Source organism: Agarivorans sp. QJM3NY_33, assembly GCF_050870865.2.
GTDB lineage: Bacteria > Pseudomonadota > Gammaproteobacteria > Enterobacterales > Celerinatantimonadaceae > Agarivorans.
Window position 1 is genome coordinate 3,885,507 of the sequence record NZ_CP194039.2, and the last position, 24,076, is coordinate 3,909,582.

The 24,076-nt window shown below is 46.1% G+C and carries 12 protein-coding genes; 8 read left to right on the forward strand and 4 right to left on the reverse strand.

What is annotated here, in order from left to right:
• Positions 1–98 precede the first annotated feature (98 nt).
• Positions 99–2,222 (reverse strand): methyl-accepting chemotaxis protein, encoded by a 2,124-nt coding sequence (locus ACRRSY_RS17530; RefSeq protein ID WP_432459991.1) that lies wholly within the window; start codon positions 2,220–2,222, stop codon positions 99–101.
• Positions 2,223–3,121: 899 nt separating this feature from the next.
• Between ACRRSY_RS17530 and ACRRSY_RS17535 the strand changes: the two genes are divergently transcribed.
• The 5 genes from ACRRSY_RS17535 to ACRRSY_RS17555 all read left to right on the forward strand — a co-directional run bounded on the left by ACRRSY_RS17535 (position 3,122) and on the right by ACRRSY_RS17555 (position 17,072).
• Complete coding sequence (locus ACRRSY_RS17535; protein ID WP_432459992.1) at positions 3,122–4,369, forward strand: hypothetical protein; 1,248 nt, start codon at positions 3,122–3,124, stop codon at positions 4,367–4,369.
• A gap of 9 nt (positions 4,370–4,378) precedes the next feature.
• A complete protein-coding gene (locus tag ACRRSY_RS17540) occupies positions 4,379–5,332 on the forward strand; it encodes a methionyl-tRNA formyltransferase (protein ID WP_432463721.1) in 954 nt (317 codons plus the stop codon).
• 143 nt (positions 5,333–5,475) lie between these two features.
• A complete protein-coding gene (locus ACRRSY_RS17545) occupies positions 5,476–5,964 on the forward strand; it encodes a hypothetical protein (protein WP_432459994.1) in 489 nt (162 codons plus the stop codon).
• A gap of 131 nt (positions 5,965–6,095) precedes the next feature.
• Positions 6,096–6,707, forward strand: a complete 612-nt coding sequence (locus tag ACRRSY_RS17550) for a phage tail protein (protein WP_432463722.1) — start codon at positions 6,096–6,098, stop codon at positions 6,705–6,707.
• Positions 6,708–6,833: 126 nt separating this feature from the next.
• Positions 6,834–17,072, forward strand: coding sequence for an Ig-like domain-containing protein (locus ACRRSY_RS17555; protein ID WP_432463723.1), 10,239 nt, complete (start codon positions 6,834–6,836; stop codon positions 17,070–17,072).
• Between the two features lie 149 nt (positions 17,073–17,221).
• Here the strand turns inward: ACRRSY_RS17555 and ACRRSY_RS17560 are convergent, their stop codons facing one another.
• Complete coding sequence (locus ACRRSY_RS17560) at positions 17,222–17,455, reverse strand: thioredoxin family protein (protein WP_432451964.1); 234 nt, start codon at positions 17,453–17,455, stop codon at positions 17,222–17,224.
• A gap of 9 nt (positions 17,456–17,464) precedes the next feature.
• A complete protein-coding gene (locus tag ACRRSY_RS17565; RefSeq protein WP_432461131.1) occupies positions 17,465–18,460 on the reverse strand; it encodes a permease in 996 nt (331 codons plus the stop codon).
• A 582-nt stretch (positions 18,461–19,042) separates the two neighbouring features.
• Here ACRRSY_RS17565 and ACRRSY_RS17570 point away from each other — a divergent pair.
• Positions 19,043–19,399 (forward strand): hypothetical protein, encoded by a 357-nt coding sequence (locus ACRRSY_RS17570; protein WP_432451962.1) that lies wholly within the window; start codon positions 19,043–19,045, stop codon positions 19,397–19,399.
• A 68-nt stretch (positions 19,400–19,467) separates the two neighbouring features.
• Here ACRRSY_RS17570 and ltrA read toward each other — a convergent pair whose 3' ends face one another.
• A complete protein-coding gene (ltrA, locus tag ACRRSY_RS17575) occupies positions 19,468–20,799 on the reverse strand; it encodes a group II intron reverse transcriptase/maturase (protein WP_432463724.1) in 1,332 nt (443 codons plus the stop codon).
• 744 nt (positions 20,800–21,543) lie between these two features.
• Between ltrA and ACRRSY_RS17580 the strand changes: the two genes are divergently transcribed.
• Together ACRRSY_RS17580 and ACRRSY_RS17585 are read left to right on the forward strand one after the other, a co-directional pair.
• On the forward strand, positions 21,544–22,140 hold the full coding sequence (locus ACRRSY_RS17580; RefSeq protein ID WP_432451960.1) for a tyrosine-type recombinase/integrase: 597 nt from the start codon (positions 21,544–21,546) through the stop codon (positions 22,138–22,140).
• Between the two features lie 662 nt (positions 22,141–22,802).
• Positions 22,803–24,068, forward strand: coding sequence for a TolC family protein (locus tag ACRRSY_RS17585; protein WP_432463725.1), 1,266 nt, complete (start codon positions 22,803–22,805; stop codon positions 24,066–24,068).
• Positions 24,069–24,076 lie beyond the last annotated feature (8 nt).

Here is a 24,076-nt window from a genome sequence, read left to right on the forward strand (position 1 = left end):
ATAGCACATAGCAGCCTCTCAACGAAAATAATAAGATAGGCTTTACAAGCCCTGAACAACATTCATGTTGCTCAGGGCTTCACTCAAAAACACACAAGCTAATGTATACGAGACACGTCAAAACGTCCCACTAATAGCTCTAAACGCTGAATCGCATTCTCCATTAAGGTGGTACGACGCGACATTTGTTGGGCCGAGGTTTGCAGACGAACGGTAATATCCTGCGCACCACAGGCAGTTTGCTTATGTTTCTCACTATTCGCTGATAAATCGTTGATAATATCAAACAGAGACGATACGGATTTTTGCAGTTGCTCGTTGCGGTTAGAAGATTCATTATTCACGCTGCTACTGTCAACGTTCTCGATGCCTTGCTGCATAAATTTAACCGCAGTTTCAGACTCTCGGTGTAGTTTATTCATTAACTCGCCAATATGATTGGCCGCCTGAGAAGTTTTATCAGCTAGATTTCTCACTTCATCAGCCACCACCGAAAATCCGCGCCCATGCTCGCCAGCTCTCGCCGCTTCAATCGCCGCATTTAAGGCCAGCAAGTTAGTTTGGTCGGTAATCTCGGTAATCAACTTAACAATACCACCGATCTCTTGCATTTCTTTATTAATATCGTTGACACTTTTAGCTGAAGACTCAACAATTTCACGAATGGTGTTCGCTCCTTCTAACGCTTTAAAATACTCTTGCTGAGCACTATCAACCACCTGTTGCATCACCGCCTGCATGGTATGCGCAGAGTCACTGGCAAGCGCAATTTCATCTTGCTGGCTAGTTGCCAAGTTCAACATTGAGTCGATAGACTCAGCAGTTTCCACTGTGGCACCATCCATTTTTTGACAACGCCGTAACATCGAAGCCGAGACCTGTTGCACTTCATTGGAGGCCTGAACCAGTCGGCCCATTAATTCTTCCAGATTATCGATGAAACTATTCACCCAGCGCCCCATATCACCAGTCTCATCGGCCTTAAACTGACTGGCATCCAAACGTTGATTTAGGTTGCCATCCCCTTCGGCGATGGTTTGAATCACTCGAGTCATCCCCTTCAGGCCCTGAGTCACCGGAGATGCGCAAAAATGCTTAAAAGCCAAGGCGCTAAATAAGGCCATTGAAAGGCTCAGTCCCCACTGGCCCACTAGGCCCATCTCCAGCCAGTGATTCGCCAACAAAGGAGCAAATAACACCATCAACATACACAGTACATATTGTCGGGTTAAGCTATAGGTCAGCGAGCGATGACGATACACCTCCTCCAGATCGGCCTCACACATCATTCCCCATCGATCAGCAGAGCCCTGCATCTGAAAGGTGACCCCTTTGCCAATAACCGGGATATGCCGATAGTCTGAATAACCAGGATAGTCGACGTAAAGGTTGCTGCCATTGGCGATGGTTTCCCTGACCCCGGGATGTAACTGTCCGGTGGCAGGATCGGTAAAACGGATCTCAAACTCGGTATGTTGCTGAACTTTTACCGTTCCCCACTCAGTTTTCACCCCTGACTTTAAATTTTCGCCATGGGAAAAGGTATTATCTTCAAAACGAGAGCGGGACAGAGCGGTTCCGGGCAAAATACTCGAATCAAAGTTCGATTCCACCATAAAGATATAATTATCGCCAGATTCGCTATAAATATGACCCGCTTCGCGTTGGATCAAATCGCCTAGCACATCATTCGGCACCCGACCACATAAGCAGCCACTCACCTGCTTATCTGAATCAAACAGAGGTAGGTAAAACATCAAAGTCACGGCGTCATGAAAAGACGAGCTGGAAGCCCCTAAGCTTAAGGTCCGCGGATCCACATAAGGGCCATGTAAAAACTTGTCCTGCAAACCTTGTTGTAAGGCTTTACTATCGCATTGGGTTTCGGCCAGTATCGCAGCCGATGAATGACTTACCTTCCCCTTATGATCGACTAAAAATAGCTCGGAGAAATCTGCACCACGAGAAATTAAATGCTGCAGGGTATCAACTTTATCTTGCGTCTTCTTGGTCTGTAAATAAAGCGCAGCATTTTCTAAGAAAGCCCACTGACTATTCACCCAGGCTTGCAATATTTGCACTCTGGTTTGCGCAACACTCTCAAAGGTCTCCGCCAACAACTCGCTTCTCCCTCGATTTAGCCAAGTTGCCTTCTTCATAGCCAATTTACCGGTACTTCCCATCCAGGGGAGCCAACGCCGCTCTGCATTAGTCAAATTCATCCGTCTATCTCGCATAATTATTTTTATTGAGTCACGCCAATGCAATCAATAAGCCAGCCAAGCAAAATAAGCACCAAGCTAGTGCGGCAAATAATAAATCATACAATTTTAAAAAACCAAGCACTAAAAATGGAACCAATTTAGTGCAAACGCACCAAAAATAAGCCCATATATAGTGCCTTTCGGTTGGGTGCGTAGACGAGCGCACAAAAACAGAAATATTTTTTTATAAAATAAACAGCAACATAAAATTAAATCAGCGTCTTTTCAGCACAATAACAAATAACAAAATAATGAAGAGGGAGGGCTAGTAATAAACATAGTGAAATTTAAAAATCTCACTATTGTCTGCTACTTTTTTATGATTAAATTACTTAATAAAACCGTGATACTTCTCCAAAGCAGCACAAGCAACTGAACAAAAATGAATATTTATTTAAATTTTACGCAAACATCAAAATTGAGTATTAACTTCAGTATTCAGCGTTGTGACAAGTAAGTTCAAACGTCAAAGTCCTACAGGGCCCTAAAGCTGATTGCGCTTCAGCGAGGTTTTACATCCAATCAACAGCCGAACCATTGAAGATGGCGCACAATAATTTGAACACCAACACTGTCGAACAAATGCAGCGACAAATTTTATCTGAAACGAAAATATCTGACCAAAACTCAGTAAACCTAGCCCATGCACCGTCATCGAGACGACTGAACAAAAACAAACTCAGCTAAGCATCAGACTAGTTTGTGATCCCAATAACAAATTAATAACCGCAAAGTTAATATGGCCAACTATAGTTAATTCTGACATTTATGTTATTTAGGGATGAAATTGCATACTTGTGCTGCAACCATTTAGCTAAATACTTAATGAGATTTTCAAGGCTTAATAGGCGACAGAAATGGAAAACCCTCAAGCTGATAACGATCCAAATGTCCGTCCACTCACCTTTGCGGATCCTTTAACCGACGAGCTGTTAAAATACTCACTCAGAACGCAACTTGAGTCTCTTTTCAAGACTGAAATGACGATTCAGCAGCGACAACATCAACTTCAACAAAGCTTTGTTGAGGCAATAACCTTAGTACTCGCAGACAAATCAGCAAAACATCAGCAGTTAGTTGCAGCCTTTGAGCAAATGTATGAGTCGGCGACGCAATCAATGGCTTTAGCTGAATTAAGTCAAGAATTACTGACCCGTCAGTACGTATCGAGCAGCGGACTGATTATGTCGCCTCTCAATTGTCGTCACACCATTAAAGATGTTTATCGTATTCAAGGTTATGTGCGTGGTATCGATCTCGCAATTAAACAACAGCTACGTCAAAAATCAGTAGTAAATGTTCTCTACCCTGCCTGCGGCCCATTCGCCCCGCTATTACTCCCCTTACTTAAATATTATCAGCAACAAGGTCAGATCAAAGCGGGCCAACTTAAAGTTACTCTGCTCGATATACAAGCTGGTGCGATCCTCTCGCTTCGCCAGTTAGTGAGTGATCTGGAGATTACTGACTATATCTGCGACATCGTCGAGCAAGACGCCACCGAATATATTCCTGAACAAAGCATCGATTTATTGATCTTGGAAGCAATGCAACATGGTTTCACTCAAGAAGGCCAGCTGAGTATTGCCAAACACCTGGTGCACTACCTAGACCTAGAAGGTAGCCTGATCCCGCAACAAGTGTCGGTACGCGGCATCATGGTGATTGGAGAGACCGAGTTTAGCCAACAATGGCGAACTGCAGCATTTACTCACTCACTCAATGTGGACCCAACGGCACAAGCCGACCGTATTGAACTTGGTGAGATTTTCAAGGTCAACAAATCCAGCTTATTAAAGGCACAGCCAATTGCTCTAGATGGCGGGATAAAGGTTCTCACAGCCAACCAATTGACCATTCCAAAAGGCATTGAAGATATGTCTCAGCGGATACTGGCCATTTATGCGCATGTTCATACCTACGGCCAAGAAACTGTTCAGCAGTATGACTCTGGTATCACTCATCCTCGACCGGATATGAGCTTTTACATCGATGCCCAGCCAAATCAAATTGATCACCCTTATTTTGTCGCAAACAGTGGCGATACAGTGCAGTTTTTTTATCAACTCACAGGACTACCTGGTTTTATAGCAAGCAAGTTATAGGGAATGATGATGAAACAACAATATGCAATTTTTACTGGTAGCTGTTTTGCATTTCCCACGATTCAGCGATTGCAGCAGCTGGATATGTTGGCTTGTGTCGTCCTGGTGAATAGCCCAGCGAATCCAGATCTGACCCAGTTACAAGCGCTTCTCGCGCAACATCAGATAAAAACTTTGCAATATTCCCTCCAAAGTGAAATTCAATTATTGGCAGAGCTTGATGCATTGCAAGTCAGTGCTGGTCTTGTGTATTGGTTCAGGCATAAGATCAGCCCTCAAGTCATCCAATTTTTCAACGGTTGGCTATTCAATATTCACCCAGGAAAGTTGCCCGATTACCGAGGACCAATGCCGCTGTATTGGCAGTTGCGTCATGGAGAAAAGCAACTTTGTTTAACCCTACATCGAGTCGCAGCCGAATTTGACAGTGGGGATATTGGCATGGAACAGCTCGTGCCGATCCACCCCTTCGATAGCTTGCAATGTTTATATCAAAAGGCCGCACAATATGCACCGCAACTCATTGAACGCTTATTGAACGCTATCCAATCTGATGATATCTGTTGGCAAGCTCAAGCGCAGAAAGATGTTACTGGTGCGCCGAAGATCAGCGAACAAGACCTAATAGTAGATTGGCATCGTCATTCCAGTGAAGACATTGTCAATATGGCTCGGGCAGGAAATAGTGATTGCGGGGGCGTAATACTGCCTTTTCCCCAAGGTAACTTTCATCTATATCAAGCAAGCAAGGTCAACTGTGAACTATCAGGGATAACTGTTGGAACGGTTTTAGAGGTGAGCATTCAAGCGGGAATGCTCATAAAAACCAAAGATAGCGCGCTAAGGCTAGACATCATTTCCTGCCCACAGGGCTTTTTTGATGGTTACCGTTTTGCTTTGTTATTTGGTTTAGACGCTGGCACCTGCATCGACATGGCGCTTCATCGAAAAAATAATGTTTAGAGATGGAGAGCACTGACTAAAGCGTTCCCTCTGACAATAAGTGAATAGAGAGATAAACAGCAAATTTAGACAGATACGATAATAGCCTTAGCGATATATTTATCATATCTCGACTGAAACCCTAACCTAGAAGCGAGAGAGCGATGAAGATCAAAGTCAATGTTACCAATCACTACCTCTATCAATTGGCCATTTTACCTTACAACCATGGGCTGCTCCCTGATTCAATACAGCTTTCAGAGACAGAGCGTATCGCCAAATCAAAAGGAACGGGGTCATTTAAGGTGCTCAGTGGAGAAGCCACCATTGTTTTCGTGCCGGGGATGGGCGAGTTACTCATCCATTTTTTAGGTCAGCAAAAAATTGAAAACTGCCATGACAAATTTACCGAGACCTTTAGTGATTTTGATCACTATCAACAGATGGTATTGCTCCGTTATAAAACAACAGAATTATATTGGCGATTTCCAAGTGCAGAAAGCGATGCCGAGCTGGATATCAGTGTCAATGAATTAGGCACTCTGTGCCTGGATAAAGTCCATCATGGCGAAGCCAGAAAAATATCGCTACCTGAATTTTTTATTCCGCCGGTGTTTCTGGTCGACTTACCAGAAAAATGTGAACCGATTTAAGCCTATGAACATTCACCCTATGCTTTCCAACAACGGCAACACATGTATCGTTATCGGCAAAAATACGCCTTTTAACATGCATGAAGCTGAGCAAAGTAAACCACGTTTAATCAATATGATGAGGATTAATTATGTCTGCTGAACCCTATCTAGGCACCATGACACCATTTGCTGGCACCTTCACGATCGAAAAATTTGCGATGTGTCTTGGACAACAGGTCGCTATTTCGCAAAACCCGTCACTTTTCTCAATACTCGGAGCGACGTACGGCGGGGATGCTCGAACCACCTTTGGGATCCCCGATATGCGTGGCCGCTCCCCTGTCGGTGTTGGCACAAGGCCTGGCGGGAAAACCTATTATCAAGGACACATGATGGGTAACGAGTACGCTGTTCTTGCGCTATCACAAATGCCGGAACATACGCACGCAGCAACATTCGCGCCGAGCGGGAATATATCAGTCTCAAGTAGTTTGCAGGCTGCCACTGACACTGCAACAACGACCACCCCAGCATCGAACACCCACCTCGCTGCTGGAGCCTCAAGTATGTACGTTGCACCCGGCTTTCAACCCCCCACCCTAACCGAGATAGAGGGCTTGACGGTAGAGTTGCAAGGGAGCACTGGTGGCAACGTGACTGTAGGCAACACTGGAGGTGGTAATGCCATTGATATTACTAATCCGGTGCAGGTGGTGAACTGGCAAATATCGTTGGATGGACTGTACCCACCCAGGGCTTAGCTCGTCCCTGGAATCTAAATGGCGCAGTGAACAACAACTTCGCCATTGATTTGCAAGCAGCGAAAGGTATCGCATCGAAGTGAGTTAAGGCAATTAAGATAATTGTATTTGATAGGGAAGACTCGAATGAAAAGGAATAAAAAGATGATTGATCTCACCTCCGCGTTCGCTGGATTGCTTATCACTGTCTCGGTCAGCGCTTTTGGTGCAGATAGCTGGGAAACATCCTCATCATCGGACAGGGAACCGTCTATTACCACGCGGTCAATTGAAGAGGCCAAGCATCACTTAAGCCCTCAGGGTGGCGAAGATCAACACATTTTCCAGTCGGTTCCATTTGATCGGCTCGTGATCATCGATGCAGACGTCCCACACAGTGCTGTATTACAGAGAGCTTTTGGCATGGATATGGATAACCAGATCATTCAGCTCTCTGCACTAGATACCTTAGCCACGCTTAGCGAAAAACTGGCAAGTTTTGTAGATCTAGACGCGATTCATCTCATCTCACATGGTGCACCCGGACAACTATTCTTGCTGGGTGAAACTCTCTCCTCAAACACCCTTCGGTCCTCTAATCAATTACTCGCAGCATTGAAACACGCACTCAAACCAAGCGGTGACCTGCTTATTTATGGCTGCCAAGTTGGCCAAGGTGCGCAAGGTGCCGAGTTTGTGAGCGCATTAGCCCAACTGACTCAAACCGATGTCGCTGCATCTATTGATAATACTGGGGGTGTTCAGCAAGGGGGAAACTGGATTCTTGAGCGTCAGTTCGGCAAGATAAATACGGCGCACCTCTTTAATTCAAACGCTCTATTATTGGCAGATTATCCAACCGTGCTTGGCCAACAAGTCGTGAAATATGGAAACATCGGTTCTGCGATTGTTGATGATGTGACAATGACCGTTAATATTTCTCCCACCGTCGATTTAACCATCGACTGGGGAACGGGAACCCAAGGCAGCAATGTATACACGAATAGTCGGGTACAGCAGTTAACAGCGCTTGGCGGAGCGGTTGGTCCCGTTGATGTGGATGACACTTTTTATAATAATCGAAGCGGAGGATTGCAACTCACCGCTACAGGCAACTTCTCGCTGGATGCGTTTGAACTATTTCGAAGAGGTGCAGCGAATGGGAATACCGAAGACTTTACGCTGATTGGTTTTGATAATGGCTCGCAAGTTGTTTCAGATACCCTAACTTGGGTGATTACTGGCTCCTATGCTGCCGAAACCTTTACCCGAGGTTCAGGTACTTGGGCAGCCAATCCCGCATGGCAATCGGTAGATAAAGTGGTGATAGTCTGGCCAACTGAGGTTGCCGGGAATACGACCGGGATCCAAGGAACGGCTGGCTATCAAGAAATAGCTATATCCAGCGTGACGATTTCGGATTTTGTCGCTGCGACTAACACGGCCCCAGCCCTTGATTTAAATGGTGTTGGCGCGGGTAACGATCACACGATCTCGTTTAGCACCAGTACTGTATCCATTGCCCCCGATGCGACGGTCACCGATGGTGATGGCGATACCATGAGTACTATCACCGTCACGATGGCGAGTCGCCCGGACGGAAGTGCAGAAGGCTTGAACGTGACGGCCGCAGCAAAGAATGCACTAGGTGGTATCAGTGGACAAAGTGACAGTGTGCTGCAAAATACCATTAGCATAACAGGCGCATCAGCGACCACGGCACAAGTGGCTACTTTTTTGCAAAGTATCACTTATAACAATACGGCGGGTTCTCCGGATCTGAGCGCCAGAAGCGCGACGGTGGTAATCAACGATGGGACTGATGATAGCCTCACTCGGACCGTGACGATTAATGTGACAGGAGATATCACTCCGCCCAGTGGCCACAGTGTCGCCTTGAATCAAACAAGCTATAACGCGACACAAGCCAGCAGCCTATCCTTCCAGTTTGCTAGTGGTGAAGTTGGAGCAAACTACAGTTATAGCCTGACATCAACTGGGGGCGGGAGCGCAATTACGGGGACAGGCACACTTGCCACGGCCGTAGATACGGTTAGTTCTTTGAATGTCACAGGGCTGAATAATGGGACATTAACCCTGAGTGTGGTTGTGACCGATGCGGCAGGCAATGCGGCGACAGCGGTCACCGATACGGCCACGCTCGATAAAATCCCCCCCACTGTGGTGACAACCACATCAGATAACGCGCTAAAAATGGGAGAGACGCCAACCCTAACCTTCACCCTGAGTGAAGCAAGTAGTAATTTTGCTTCTGGGGATGTCGTCGTTACGGGGGGAGCACTGTCAAACTTTAGTGGCAGTGGCTCACTGTATACGGCTACATTTACACCGACCACAAACAGTACCACGGCGGCAACCATTAATGTGGCCGCAGATACCTTTACCGATCTAGCGGGCAACAACAATACGGTTGCCACTCAACTGAATATGACGGTAGATACCCTGCGTCCCAGCGTGACCCTGTCGAGTAACAAAACCCAGTTAAAAGTCGCTGAAACCGCCACCATTACCGCAACGTTAAGCGAAGCGAGCAGTGACTTTACGGTCAGTGATATCGCGATCATCGGCGGTACCTTAAGTGGATTTACCGGCTCAGGCACCAGCTATACGGCCACCTTTACGCCAACCACAAGCAGCACCACGGCGGCAACCATTAATGTGGCCGCAGATACCTTTACCGATCTAGCGGGCAACAACAATACGGTTGCCACTCAACTGAATATGACGGTAGATACCCAGCGTCCCAGCGTGACCCTGTCGAGTAACAAAACCCAGTTAAAAGTCCCTGAAACCGCCACCATTACCGCAACGTTAAGCGAAGCGAGCAGTGACTTTACGGTCAGTGATATCTCTATTACGGGCGGAACCTTAAGTGGATTTACTGGTTCTGGTATCAGCTATACGGCCACCTTTACGCCAACCGCAAACAGTACCACCGCGGCAACCATTAATGTGGCCGCTGATACCTTTACCGATCTAGCGGGCAACAACAATACCAGTGCAACCCAACTGAATATCGCGGTGGATACCCAGCGTCCCAGCGTGACCCTATCGAGTAATAAAACCCAATTAAAAGTCGCTGAAACCGCCACCATTACCGCAACGTTAAGCGAAGCGAGCAGTGACTTTACGGTAGGGGATATCCTTGTAGCGGGTGGTAGCCTGTCAAGCTTTAGTGGCAGTGGCTCACTGTATACGGCTACATTTACGCCAACCACAAACAGCACCACGGCGGCAACCATTAATGTGGCCGCTGATACCTTTACCGATCTAGCGGGCAACAACAATACAGTTGCCGCTCAACTGAATATGACGGTAGATACCCTGCGTCCCAGCGTGACCCTGTCGAGTAACAAAACCCAATTAAAAGTCGCTGAAACCGCCATCATTACCGCAACTTTAAGCGAAGCGAGCAGTGACTTTACGGTAGGGGATATCCTTGTTGCGGGTGGTAGCCTGTCAAGCTTTAGTGGCAGTGGCTCACTGTATACAGCCACCTTTACGCCGACCACAAACAGTACCACGGCGGCAACCATTAATGTGGCCGCAGATACCTTTACCGATCTAGCGGGCAACAACAATACGGTTGCCACTCAACTGAATATGACGGTGGATACCCAGCGCCCCAGCGTGACCCTGTCGAGTAACAAAACCCAGTTAAAACTCGCTGAAACCGCCACCATTACCGCAACTTTAAGCGAAACGAGCAGTAACTTTACGGTCAGTGATATCGCAATCATCGGCGGTAGCTTAAGTGGATTTACCGGCTCAGGCACCAGCTATACAGCCACCTTTACGCCGACCGTCAACAGTACCACGGCGGCAACCATTAATGTGGCCGCTGATACCTTTACCGATGCTGCGGGCAACAACAATACCAGTGCAACCCAACTGAATATCGCGGTAGATACCCAGCGTCCCAGCGTGACCCTGTCGAGTAACAAAACCCAGTTAAAAGTCGCTGAAACCGCCACCATTACCGCAACGTTAAGCGAAGCGAGCAGTGACTTTACGGTCAGTGATATCGCGATCATCGGCGGTACCTTAAGTGGATTTACCGGCTCAGGCACCAGCTATACAGCCACCTTTACGCCGACCACAAACAGCACCACGGCGGCAACCATTAATGTGGCCGCAGATACCTTTACCGATCTAGCGGGCAACAACAATACGGTTGCCACTCAACTGAATATCGCGGTGGATACCCAGCGTCCCAGCGTGACCCTGTCGAGTAACAAAACCCAGTTAAAAGTCGCTGAAACCGCCACCATTACCGCAACGTTAAGCGAAACGAGCAGTAACTTTACGGTCAGTGATATCGCGATCATCGGCGGTAGCTTAAGTGGATTTACCGGCTCAGGCACCAGCTATACAGCCACCTTTACGCCAACCACAAACAGCACCACGGCGGCAACCATTAATGTGGCCGCAGATACCTTTACCGATGCTGCGGGCAACAACAATACCAGTGCAACCCAACTGAATATCGCGGTAGATACCCAGCGTCCCAGCGTGACCCTGTCGAGTAACAAAACCCAGTTAAAAGTCGCTGAAACCGCCACCATTACCGCAACGTTAAGCGAAGCGAGCAGTGACTTTACGGTCGGCGATATCTCTATTACGGGCGGCACCTTAAGTGGATTTACTGGTTCTGGTACCAGCTATACAGTCACATTGACCCCCACAGCAGAGGGTCAAATAAACGTTTCCGTTGCCGCAGATACCTTCAGCAATGCATCTGGCAACCTGAATATAGCGTCAACAACTCAGCATATTCAGTATGACGGAACCGCCCCTTATATTACGGCATTGCTTCCTGCAGATAACAGCGCCAATGTGGCTAAGGATGCGTCGTTGGCGCTCACATTTAACGAAACCATAGTTGCCGGGAGTGGCAATATTTCTATTTTTGACAGCGCCGATGATAGCTTACTCGAAGCCATAGCTGTGGGTGGTTCGAAAATAATCATGACTGGGCAAGTTGTGACCATCAACCCTACCGCCACTTTTACGCCTACTCACAGTTATTATGTGCTGATTGGGAACAATGCCCTTGAAGATAGTGCAGGCAACACCTTTAGCGGATTTTCGACACAAAACTCATACAACTTCACCATTAACAACCTCGTTCCTCATGTATCCGATGATGCCATTTCAATCGCTGAAGATAATCAAGTTGCGATTGCTGTTTTGGAGAATGATAGCGACGACGATAGTCCAATCAATTTAGCGAGTATGACGATTCATAGTCAGCCGCTTCATGGCATTACCCGTGTGAATACCGGAACGGGAGTCGTGAACTACACACCGGATCCTAATTATGTCGGCAGCGATAGCTTTACCTATACAGTTGAAGATATCTATGGAGGCGAATCCATACCCGCAACAGTTACCCTAACAGTGGCACCTGTTGCCGATGATCCGGTAGCGATCAATGATGTTGCAGAGACAATGGAAGATACCTTATTACCAATTGACGTTGTTGCCAATGATACCGACCCAGATATTGGCGATATACTAAATACCACTCAAATTGTAGTCACACCACCCGCACATGGCAGTGCCGTGGTAGCTGATGGCAAAGTGAACTATACACCCTCCCTTGATTTTACCGGGACAGATCACTTTAGCTACACCGTTGCTGATAGCACTGGGCGAGTGTCGAACCTTGCCACGGTCACGATCAATGTATCTGGAGCAAATGAGGCTCCTATCGGCGTCGCAGATAGTGTCACAACAGACGAAGATCATGACGTTGATATCAATGTGCTTGTCAACGATACCGATAGCGACGGCACAATTGATGTCGCCAGTGTCCAAATAGTTAAGCCACCAGCGCATGGTTCGGTGAGTGCAAATGCCAGTGGAGTGTTGACCTTTACCCCTGAGGCTAACTATAGCGGTGGTGATAGTTTCACCTATGTTGTTGAAGACGATTTACATGCTAGTTCTGCAGAAACCACCGTCACGGTGACCATCAATTCTCTCAATGACGCGCCAGTTGCCCGCGATGACATCGCGATGCTGCAGGCAGATATTCCCCATCGCATCAATGTGTTGGGGAACGATAGTGATATCGATGGCACACTAAATCTGAGTTCGATTTCTATCGTAGCAACGCCAACGCAAGGGCTTGCCACAGTGATTGCTTCTGGTCTGATTCAATATACCCCAAACACACATCTTAGTGGAGAAGACAGCTTTACCTATACGATTGCCGACAACTCAGGTGCCATTTCTAATGTGGCCACCGTGACGCTGACCAATAATGTGGTGAACCACCTCCCCATAGCGAACAACGATGAAGCCTCAACAGAAGAAGATCAGCCGGTCAGCCTAAATGTAACCAGCAACGACAGCGATGTTGACGGTTCACTGGAAACCACATCTTTAATGATCGTAACAACTCCGAGTTTAGGTTCGGTCACCGTGAATGGCGATGGGTCGATCACCTACATCCCTCAGGCAAATGCCAGTGGCCTAGATAGTTTCATGTATACCATCAGTGACAATGAAGGGGGGCGCTCCAATCAAGCCACCATACATATCACGATTCGTGCGGTGAATGATGCCCCCAGTATCAGCATTGACTCTACCATCAGTACCGATGAAGATAATGACCAGAACCTAAGTTTTACTTACACAGATGTAGATGACAACACGGTCGTCGCAAGTGTCAGTACCCAAGCAAGCCATGGCACAGCCAGCGTAAACGGCACCAGCGTGAACTATATACCCGAAGCGAATTTCTTCGGTAGTGATAGCTTTACCCTCACTCTCACCGATAATGCGGGCTATACCACCACCCAACAAATTAACGTCACCGTTTCTTCAGTCAATGATGTGCCGAGCATCAACATAGGCTCCACCTTAAGTACCGATGAGGATAATAACCAAAGTCTCAGTTTTAGCTACTCAGATGTGGATGGCGATACAGTAGTCGCTTCAGTATCCACCCAAGCAAGCCATGGTACGGCCAGCGTAAATGGCACCACCGTCAGCTATGCCCCCGTAGCGAACTATTTTGGCTCGGATAGCTTTACCCTCACCCTAACCGATAATAATGGTTACAGCACCAGCCAGCAGATCAACGTCACCGTGGCCTCGGTGAATGATGCGCCCAGCATTAGCATGGGCTCCACCTTGAGCACCGATGAAGATAATAGCCAAAGTTTGAGTTTTACTTATTCAGACCTAGACGGTGATACCGTGGTCGCGAGTGTTAGCAGCCTAGCTAGCCATGGTACGGTGAGCGTAAACGGCACCAGCGTGAGCTATGCACCCGAAGCGGATTTCTTTGGTAATGATAGCTTTGTCCTCACTCTCACCGATAACAATGGTTATCAAACAACAAAAACCATTACCGTGAATGTTAACGGACTTAACGACAAACCGATTGCCGAAGATGATTTACCAATTTTACAAACCAATGATGAGAACCGCTATCAAATAGACGTCTTAGCCAATGATAGTGATGCCGATGGCGACCCTATTTCCATTATTGCAGCCTCGGTGAGTGTAGGAGAAGTGCGAATTAAAGATAACCAACTCGTTTATCAAGCGCCTATTGGCACCGCGGGTAAAGTCGAATTTAACTACATGATTCAAGATCCAACGGGAGCAAGTGCCAGTGCCCAAGTCTCTTTACTACTGCAAGCGATTGCCAATGAGCGATTACCTACATTAAGTCCACCTGAGGATGTTGTCGCAAATGCCACGGGCTTATTTACAAAACTTGATATCGGAAAGGCAAGTGCGGTTGATGCAGCAGGTGAAGCGCTTCCAGTTTCTCTGGTGAATGGCCCGAGCTTATTTCCTCCCGGCAATAACACTGTACATTGGCAAGCCAGTGATGCTCAAGGCAACACCGTGATCTTAAGCCAGAATATAAAAGTAAATCCATTAATTTCAATCGCTAAAGACCAACAAGTGGTTGAAGGTACAGAGCAACAGGTTACGGTATACCTGAATGGTAAAGCCCCTGACTACCCGGTTCGCATTGCTTATAGCGTTTCGGGAACCGCAGATGAGAACGACCATGATTTAAGTGACGGGGAACTTATTATTGAGCAGGGAACGGAGGGGGTGATTCCATTATTCATTTACCAAGATTCGCAAACAGAAGGAAATGAAACCATTGAAATTCACCTCAGTCGCGAGCACAACTTAGGCAATAAGTCGGTACATACTTTAACGATTGTTGAAAACAATGTGGCCCCAGAAATGGAGCTTCAAGTTTCACAAGCTGGAGAACAGCGGCATTTAGTGCTCAATAATCAAGACTTAGTGCTCATTAAAGCCTTAATATCCGATGCTAACCCAGCTGATAATCACACTATAGTCTGGGCTTCCAAGCATTCAGAGATGATTAATTTAGCGACCGAACAGGATCAATTCATTTTTAACCCAACATCCTTAGTTCCTGGAATATACCCGTTAACCGCAACGGTAAGTGATGATGCCCCCGAAGCTCTCAGCTCCAAACAAAATATATATATTGAGGTGACCAACGCACTCGCCGAACTGGGGAATGAAGACAGTGATAATGATCTGATCTCAGATGCCCAAGAGGGCTATAAAGATTCTGACAATGACGGAGTTCCTGATTACCTCGACGCCATTGATGAATGCAACGTATTACAAGAACAAGTCTTACACGGACATCAATTCTTAGTAGAAGCAGAGCCCGGCGTTTGTTTACACAAAGGAGTTACCATTGCTGGAAATCAAACAGGCGGCGCGCAATTACTTGAACACGAGCTACTAGCCAATGATGAGATGACGAATGTAGGTGGTATATTTGATTTTATTGCGACGGGTTTAGCGACACCGGGACAAAACTATACGGTAGTACTCCCCCAACGCTTACCTATCCCCGAAAGTGCTGTTTATCGAAAATTTCAAAACGGACAATGGGTTAATTTTGTCGAAGATACAAATAATATAGTCAGCTCTGCGGCTGGCGAACAAGGGTACTGTCCGCCCCCCAATGATCCACAGTGGGCTGCTGGCTTAAACGCTGGATATTGGTGTGTGCAATTAACCATTCAAGATGGAGGCCCAAATGACGATGATGGCCTTGTGAATGCAAGTATTACCGATCCGGGCGGAGTCGCCATAAACTTAAGTAACAACCAATTTCCTGTCGCAATGCCCGATAGTGTGACCGTAAAATGGAATGAGAGTATTGTTATTGACGTTCTCGCAAATGATACCGATCCAGATAACGATACACTTAATATCACTGCCGCAACGGTCGACTTTGGCGAATTATCCATTGAAAATTCACAACTGGTATACACCACGTCAGATAGCTTTTTCGATAAAGCAATCATTCAATACAACATTACCGATAACCATGGCGGATCAGCTTACAGCTCCGTTGTTATCCAAGTTGTCAACAACTTTGCTCCGATAGCCCATCAAGATAGCGCCACGACCGACGACCATAGTCAAATCAAAATTTCGGTCCTGAGCAATGATCTCGATGCCGACAATGATCAACTAACCCTCACTCAAGCAAGCGCAAACTATGGAGACGTAGTCATCAATGATGATCAAACCTTAACTTATACACCCAAACTAGGTTTTGATGGCGAGGATATGATCACTTACAGCATACAAGATGAAAAATCAGCAAGCGCACAAGGCACGGTAATGGTCACGGTGAAAGCCTATGTATCAACTACTGTTGAAAACTCTTCGGGAGGCTCTATGGGAGTAACTATGTTGTTATTCGCAGGCTTGCTCCTGCTACGTCGCCATAAACAAATAGGCAGCATGCTATTATTACTTATCATTAGCGCTCAGGCACAAGCAGAGCCAAACCGATGGTCAGTTGAAACAGAGCTTGGCTATGCCAAAGCACACCACAACAGTGAACTCGATAACATTCCTTCGGTACAAGTCATGGATACTGATGACTCAGATTTTGCTTGGTCCATTGGAATTGCTTATCGTTTCAAACCCAAGTGGAAGTTAGCCCTTCGCTACATCGATCTTGGTCAGGGCAGTGCCACTTTAAAAGCGGAGACTCTCTCACCCGAGGAATACCACCAAGCCGTTGCAAAGGCGACGCCAGTACTTGGCCATGGTTTCGCAAGTGATTTGAGTTACCAACTGCTGAATAACGAGCATATTCTGGTTGATGGCAGCCTAGGCCTGTTCCGCTGGAAAAGTCAGTTAGAAAGCATTGTGCAAGACAGTGTGATCCAACATGATAAAACCGCCACCGATCCCTATCTCGGTCTACAAGCCGCTTATCAATTAAGTCCTCAATGGGCCCTAGGCCTTGGATACGCTCATTATTTCATTTCTGAGAACGATATTGACGCTTTCAGTATAAAACTTATTTATCGTTTATAAGCCATCCTATTTACAGGGTTCTATTATAAACAAATCCGCAGCTCTTTCGATTTGCAGCACCAAAACCTCAAAGTGCTGCAAATTCTCGGCTTAAATCGCAATCAAATATCCTTGAAATACCTCAATAGATAACGCTTGCTATAAATAACTCATTGTAGCCATTCAAGCACTTGTTGATAACTGGGTACACTGCCTTTGTGTATCACCTGTTCATCAAGCACCACCGCAGGTGTCGACATCACCCCATAAGCCATAATTTGAGCTGGCTGTTCGACTTTCTCCACACTAATTTCGCTATCTAATTCATTGGCGGCTTTTTCTAATAAAGCGACGGTATTTTTACAGTTACGACAACCTGAGCCTAAAACTTTAAAATGTTTCATGATTCACTCCTAAATAAAAGTACTTAAAAAATTAAAAATCCAACCAATCAAGGTGAAGGAACACAACAAGGTCACGAATAAAATGGCTAATAAACGCCATTGCATCACTTGTTTTAACAAAATAAATTCCGGCATACTGGCGGCCACAGTACTCATGCAAAAAGCCAGCGTCGTACCTAAAGGTAAGCCGTTCACTAACAAACTTTCCATGATGGGGATCACCCCTGTCGCATTCGAATAGAGGGGAATGCCAATCACCACCGCAGCAGGCACCGACCACCACTGACCACTTCCCAAATGTTGTTCTATCCAACCATCAGGAACAAAACCATGTAAGGCAGCACCAACTCCAACGCCGATAATCACCCACTTCCAGACACGAGAAAAAATAGTTCGAGTTTCATCGAAAGCAAATTGATGGCGAGCTCGATAACTTAAACGTGTAGAACGTTGCTCATTAGAAGGCTGTGCACTTTGGCTTTGTCCCTCATGTAAGGCCTTAGCCGCAAAAGACTGCAACCATCGCTCCGCATGAATGGCATCAAGAAACAGCCCGCCAAGGATCCCAACCGACATCCCTATCAGCAAATAAAGTAGGGTAAACTTCCACCCAAGCAGGCTCATCAGTAATAATATGGCAACTTCATTGATAAGCGGCGAGGTCAGTAAAAAGGCCATGGTGATGCCCAAAGGGATCCCAACTGAACTAAATCCCAAAAACACTGGAATACTAGAACAAGAGCAAAATGGGGTAATCGCGCCAAAGACACTCGCCAATACATAGCCAAACCCGCGGCTTTTACCCTGTAGAAAATCCCTTACTTTTTCCACGTCTAGAGACGCCCTTAATAAGCCAATGAAGTAAATCATCACCAGCAACAAGGCAAAAATCTTGGTGGTATCTTCAATAAAAAAATGTACCGCAGTGGCCCATCGCTCATCAGGTTCTAAATTTAATAAGCGGTAGGTAAACCAGTCTGCGAACCAGCTAAAATAGTAGAACATCATTGTCTCCCCTAGAGTTCACACCATCGGCAATGCAACCATGGTGAAACTCACTTGTAATTTTCGATTAGCAGTGTCTTTAGGGTAAGACGGCACAGGAAGTGAAAAGATGCAAAAATATATGCCCCCTCTTAAGGATAGTTAAACTTCGAAGCTCCACACTGGTTGCGAATCACAGTTATAACGGAAGCAAAAATCGGAATAACAAGCACAGGAAGTGTCGACGGAAAAAATTTGATCACTCCATGGTTCATCGAATTCCTGTCCAAGTGCGAGTTACTTTTAAACTAATGCGTATTTGCCCCAAAATGAGTTAGCTTATTTTTTTGGGGAGCTGTTAGTCTCGTTTTTATCATTTAGTTTCGTTTGCGTAATTTGTCAAAGTAATCAATGATAGAAATGGATCGATGATTGATTCCGAGTAAAAAACTAAGGTAGACAATGGGTTAATATCAAATCATAAATTGATGAGCGAACGTGATGAAGATCATGTTTTTTGTGATAGGACGCGCGCTCATTGAATGGGATAGGCCGCACGTGCGGCCTACTTAGCGTTATGTGTCACTGTCCTTCAAGGATTAGATGAAATATTTAAGTGTAATGTTCATTATTCTAGCTATATTGGTAACGTTTATTACTAATTATTGCTTCGAAAATGCAGGCTCGCCTCAACTTATAGCTAATGTTATGAGTATATTTTGGGCTCCTTTTTATACTGCTACTTCTGGAGTAAACGTTGAGCCTACTCCTTTCTATTTAGTTGAAAAAAATTCAACTTATATATTAATTAGTGCAGGTGTAACCTTATCTCTAGTTGCCAGTATGATTGAAATTGTGAAATTAATGAAATTTGGTAAAAACCAACAATCAGCATGTGTAATTGCTTTGTCTGTATGCCTTTTATATTTCAACGCTAGCATTTTCGCATGGAACACATAATCGGGTAGCCGGAGGTATCTAGCCTCCAGCCCCCACAACACCCTGCATGCGGCTCCGCACAGGGCGTTTCACTTAGAATAGTGAAGCTTTATCCATCCATCTCGTAGCGCAAATAGACCTTGGGATTTCAAGTAAGCATTCGATAATGCTTGTTGGATCCCCGGTGTTTTCGAGCTCCTCCATGGGCCTTTACTGGTGATACCACACGCCACTGCGGCTTGAACATGTACCCCTCGGCGCATGAGATTCCTCACTTTGGTTCTCGGTTTTCGCCATTGTCGCCAATAGGCCATTCGTACTCTGCGTCTTACCCAATGATCAAGATCGACACACAGTTGATAGCAATTCGCGATCCCAAAGTAGTTTATCCAGCCTCGGAGATATTGGCTCACTTTAGCGAGCTGGTAAGTCATCGAGACGCCCCAGTTTCGGTTGGTGAGGCGCTTTAGCTGTTGTTTAAACCGGTGTAGCGTTTTGGCATGGATTTGCAGCCGTCCCGCTTTGAAAGTAAACCCTAAGAACTGACTCTTCGCTGTTTTAACCACCTGGCTTTTGGTGGTGTTAACGATTAACTTTAAGCGGCGTTGCAAGAAGTGACTAATGCTCGCTAGCACCCGTTCTCCTGCACGCCGACTTTTCACCAAGATGGTGAAATCGTCAGCATAGCGGGCGAATTTATGGCTCCGTTTCTCCAGTTCTTTATCTAATGGGTCGAGCATGATGTTGGCCAGCAAGGGGGATAATGGTCCGCCTTGTGGTACACCTTCTCGAGTTTGCTGATAGCACTGGTTATGGATAAAACCCGCTCTTAAGTAGTGTCCAATCAGCTTAAGTAAGCGCTTATCTTGCATTCGGTGACCCAGTTTACTCATCAATAAGTCATGATTAACTCGGTCAAAGAATTTAGATAAATCCACATCTACCGCAAAACGTCGGCCTTGCTTGATGATGCTTTGCACTTGTTTCACCGCTTGTTGCCCATTCTTGTTTGGTCTAAATCCAAAGCTGTTCGCTGAGAAGCTAGGGTCAAAGATAGGCGTTAGCACTTGGGCAATGGCTTGCTGGATGACACGGTCGAGCACGGTTGGGATCCCCAGTTGGCGTTTACCGCCATCGGGTTTGTCAATCTCCACACGGCGAACCGGTTTAGGTTGATACTGGCCGTAGCGCAGTTCCGCCGCCACCTGTTTCCAGTGTGCTTTTGCCCAAGCAGGGAAGGCGTCAATGGACATGTTATCTACGCCAGCAGCCCCTTTATTGGCTCGAACACCTTGCCACGCGAGCTGAATATTCTGCCGCGTTAGCATATGTTCGAATAGATGTTGGCTAAAGGTTGGCTGCGAGTTATTACGCTGAATCGCATCTACGCCGGACGGCGAATGGGTGTTCAAGTTTAACAAGGCTCCTCCTTTATTCTAAGTGTTCAGGCCTTCACCGTGTCCCAACCATTACGATGGGCGTTGGGCTACTATGCCGTCTGCTGAATTCTACTTAATCACCAATTGAGTTGCCCCAAATAGCGCTATCGTTGTTCATCGTATTTGCTCACTTAAGTTGATGAGACTTAAGTGCCAGGCCTGTTTGAGCTAGCGGCCAAGCTAGTGAGTTTAACGATCGCCTGTTAAGCAGATCTCCCCACTCTTTGTTTATAAGAAGTAGAACATGCACTTTCTCTTTCTCTGCACTGCTGCATCATTTACGGTGGCCGTTAGATCACATGGCTTCGTTGTCTTGTGCCAACTCGCCTCCAGCCTACGCCTCATATGATGTTCTTGTTCATCAGCTCGCAGATTTGCGTCCGGCTTCCTTCAGACATTCCCTCGCGGCAATGCCCTTGCCATTCGCTAGTAGTTAGCGTTTAATAATCAAAATATTATTAAACGGTGACCTTCCTACAGAGGACTTTCACCTCATTAGTTCATGCCCATGCTGGGCGTACACAATGCATTGCAGCGGACAAGCCGCTGAATGTGGCGTTAACCCATAGAAATTTTTATCCGAAACAGACGCTTTAGAGTTAAGGCTTTAACTCGGAAATGTCCACAGATGTTTCAGTCCACCCAGACCGATTGTTATTGCTACTGGATCAGTTCTAGTTGATTGCCAAACTCAACGTTGACCAACAACATTGAGAGGAGGTCATCATGAGAAAATTATCTTCTGGAAAATGCAGTGGCATCAAAAGGCCATTTAAGCTTGAAGAAATCTGGCGAGTCAGAACTAGATTGGAGATTGAAAACAACCTAATGCAGCTTGCGTTACTGAACCTAGCTATTGATAGCAAGTTAAGAGCGAGCGATTTGCTAAAGCTGCACGTATACGATGTTTCTTCGCAGGGAGTTATCTACGAAAGGGTGCAATGTATTCAACAAAAAACAGGCACTGACGTACACTATGAGATCACTCCGAGAACGCAACAAAGCATTAGCCGATGGATCTTTTCAGCCTCCCTAGAGGCAAGCAGTTTTTTATTTCCGAGTGGCCGCCGTAAAGAGCAACCTATCAGCTACTCATACTATCGTTCAATTATCAGGAATTGGGCTGTAAAGCTTGGATTGAATGCGGACTATTATGGTACTCATTCCATACGTCGCACCAAAGCAACATTGATTTATGCCAGAACAAAAAACATTAGGGCGGTACAAATCCTACTTGGGCATTCGAAGCTAGATAACACTATTCGGTACCTTGGCGTTGAGCTAGAAGACGCTCTGAGACTCTCTGAGAAAACAGACTGCTGATCAGCGCTGATACAGGCTTTTCTTCTCTTCTGAAAAGCCTGTGCTCCAAAGTGAGTTAGTGTTGTTCACCAGAAATTTGGGTTTTGGCTATTTCTAGTAGAATCTAGTATGAGACTCCATCAGCAATTAAACCGGCTGCCCTTATCAAGTTTAACTCGTTAGAACGCATGTCCTCCGAAGTAGATTATTAAGAGTTGTTTTTAAACTAATTTCTCGCTGTTGCTAAAATTGCTTGCAGTAATCTTCGCCTTTGACTTACCATCACGATGATATGAAAGCTTTGTTTTTGATCTTTGTGTTTTGCTTACAAATGGTATCCGGCGTTTCTAGCGCTTCGGAGCATTCTTCGCATGCGCAAAAACATAGTGCCGATCAAGAAATAATGCACATGACTATGGATTGCCATAATGATGGCAATATTCCTGACAATGAGAATAAATCTAAGCTGGATGACTTATGTAAGTTAGATTGTCAGTTGTCATTGTGTGCTGCAACGCCTGCATTCATATCTTCCAGCCTACACTTCATACCGCAGCCACAAAGTGCAGCGACCAGTTTTTACACTTTTAATCTCCACCCGTCTTTACAGGAACTACCCTTCAGACCCCCTCTTACTGTTTGATTTAGTTAACTATTTCTTTAATCAACAGTAAGGAAGAAACATGTTTATTCCCTCTTGCAAAGAGGTTGTGCTTGTCGTTGCGCTATCGACAAGTGCCACGGTGATAGCCGCCCCCTTAAATATTGAACGTGCAGTAGAGCTAGCGCTTAGTAGCGATCCATCTGAGAGTTTATATGCTCAGCGACAACAACAAATTGCAGCCATGGGTGTGCAGAGTGGTCAGTTAAAGGACCCTATGATCAGGCTAGGTCTCGCGAACCTACCCACTGATAGCTTCAAATTTGACCAAGACCCTATGACTCAGCTGAGTGTTGGGCTTGCCCAAGAGTTTAGCCGAGGCAATACCCGTGAGCTAAGCGGCCAGCGTTACCAAATATTGGAGCAGCAAACTGGCCATCAAGCTGCTGAACGCCGCTTGGAACTTAGCCAGCAAATCCGACAAATGTGGCTAAGTGTGCGTTTCGCTAACACGGCACAACATCTTTTAGCCGAGAACAAGCAATTGTTCGCTCGCAATGTTGAGCACGTGCGTGGCCAGTTCGAATTGGGCTACAAGCAAAGCCAAGACCTGTTCCAAGCGGAGCTACAACTAAGTAAGTTTGATGAGCAGATTGCGGCCTTTTCCCAGCAAGAACAAGCCTATCGAGGACAGTTAGCAACGTGGCTTGGCGCTCAGGCTTACCAACCATTTGATAGCGCACTTCCGCAATGGGATGCCACCGCTAATTATGCAGAGCAAGCCAATACCGAACACTACACACTGCTGTCGCAGCACCCTCTGGTGTTGGTGAAACAAGCCGCCATTGATGACGCTGAAAAACAAATCGAAATCGCCAATGAGGCTTACAAGCCCGCCTTTAAAGTCGAAGTCGGATATGGCCATCGAAACAGTCGTGATATGGATGGTAGTGCTCGTCCCGATTTGGTTTCTGGTTTTTTGTCTATGGACGTCCCATTGTTCACTGATAAACGTCAAGACCAGGCGGTTATTTCAGCTACACGTGGTAAGGGGGTGAAGCAAGCGGAACGCGACCTACTGCTAAAAAACATGAATGGTAGGCTCAATGGTCAGGTTGCACAGGTACAAAACCTTAACCTGCGCTTAGCTCGCTATCAGCAAACTTTGTTGCCACAAGCCCAAGCTAATACCCAAGCCGCTATCCAAGGTTATCAATCTAATACAGTGAGCTTTGAGCTGGTGGTCAAGGCTTTCATGGATGAAACCGCCTTGAAGCTGGAGTTTGAACAGCTGCAAACCCAGCAATACCAATCCCTTGCTCAAGTTCGTTATTTTCAGGCCCTGTAGGAGTAGAA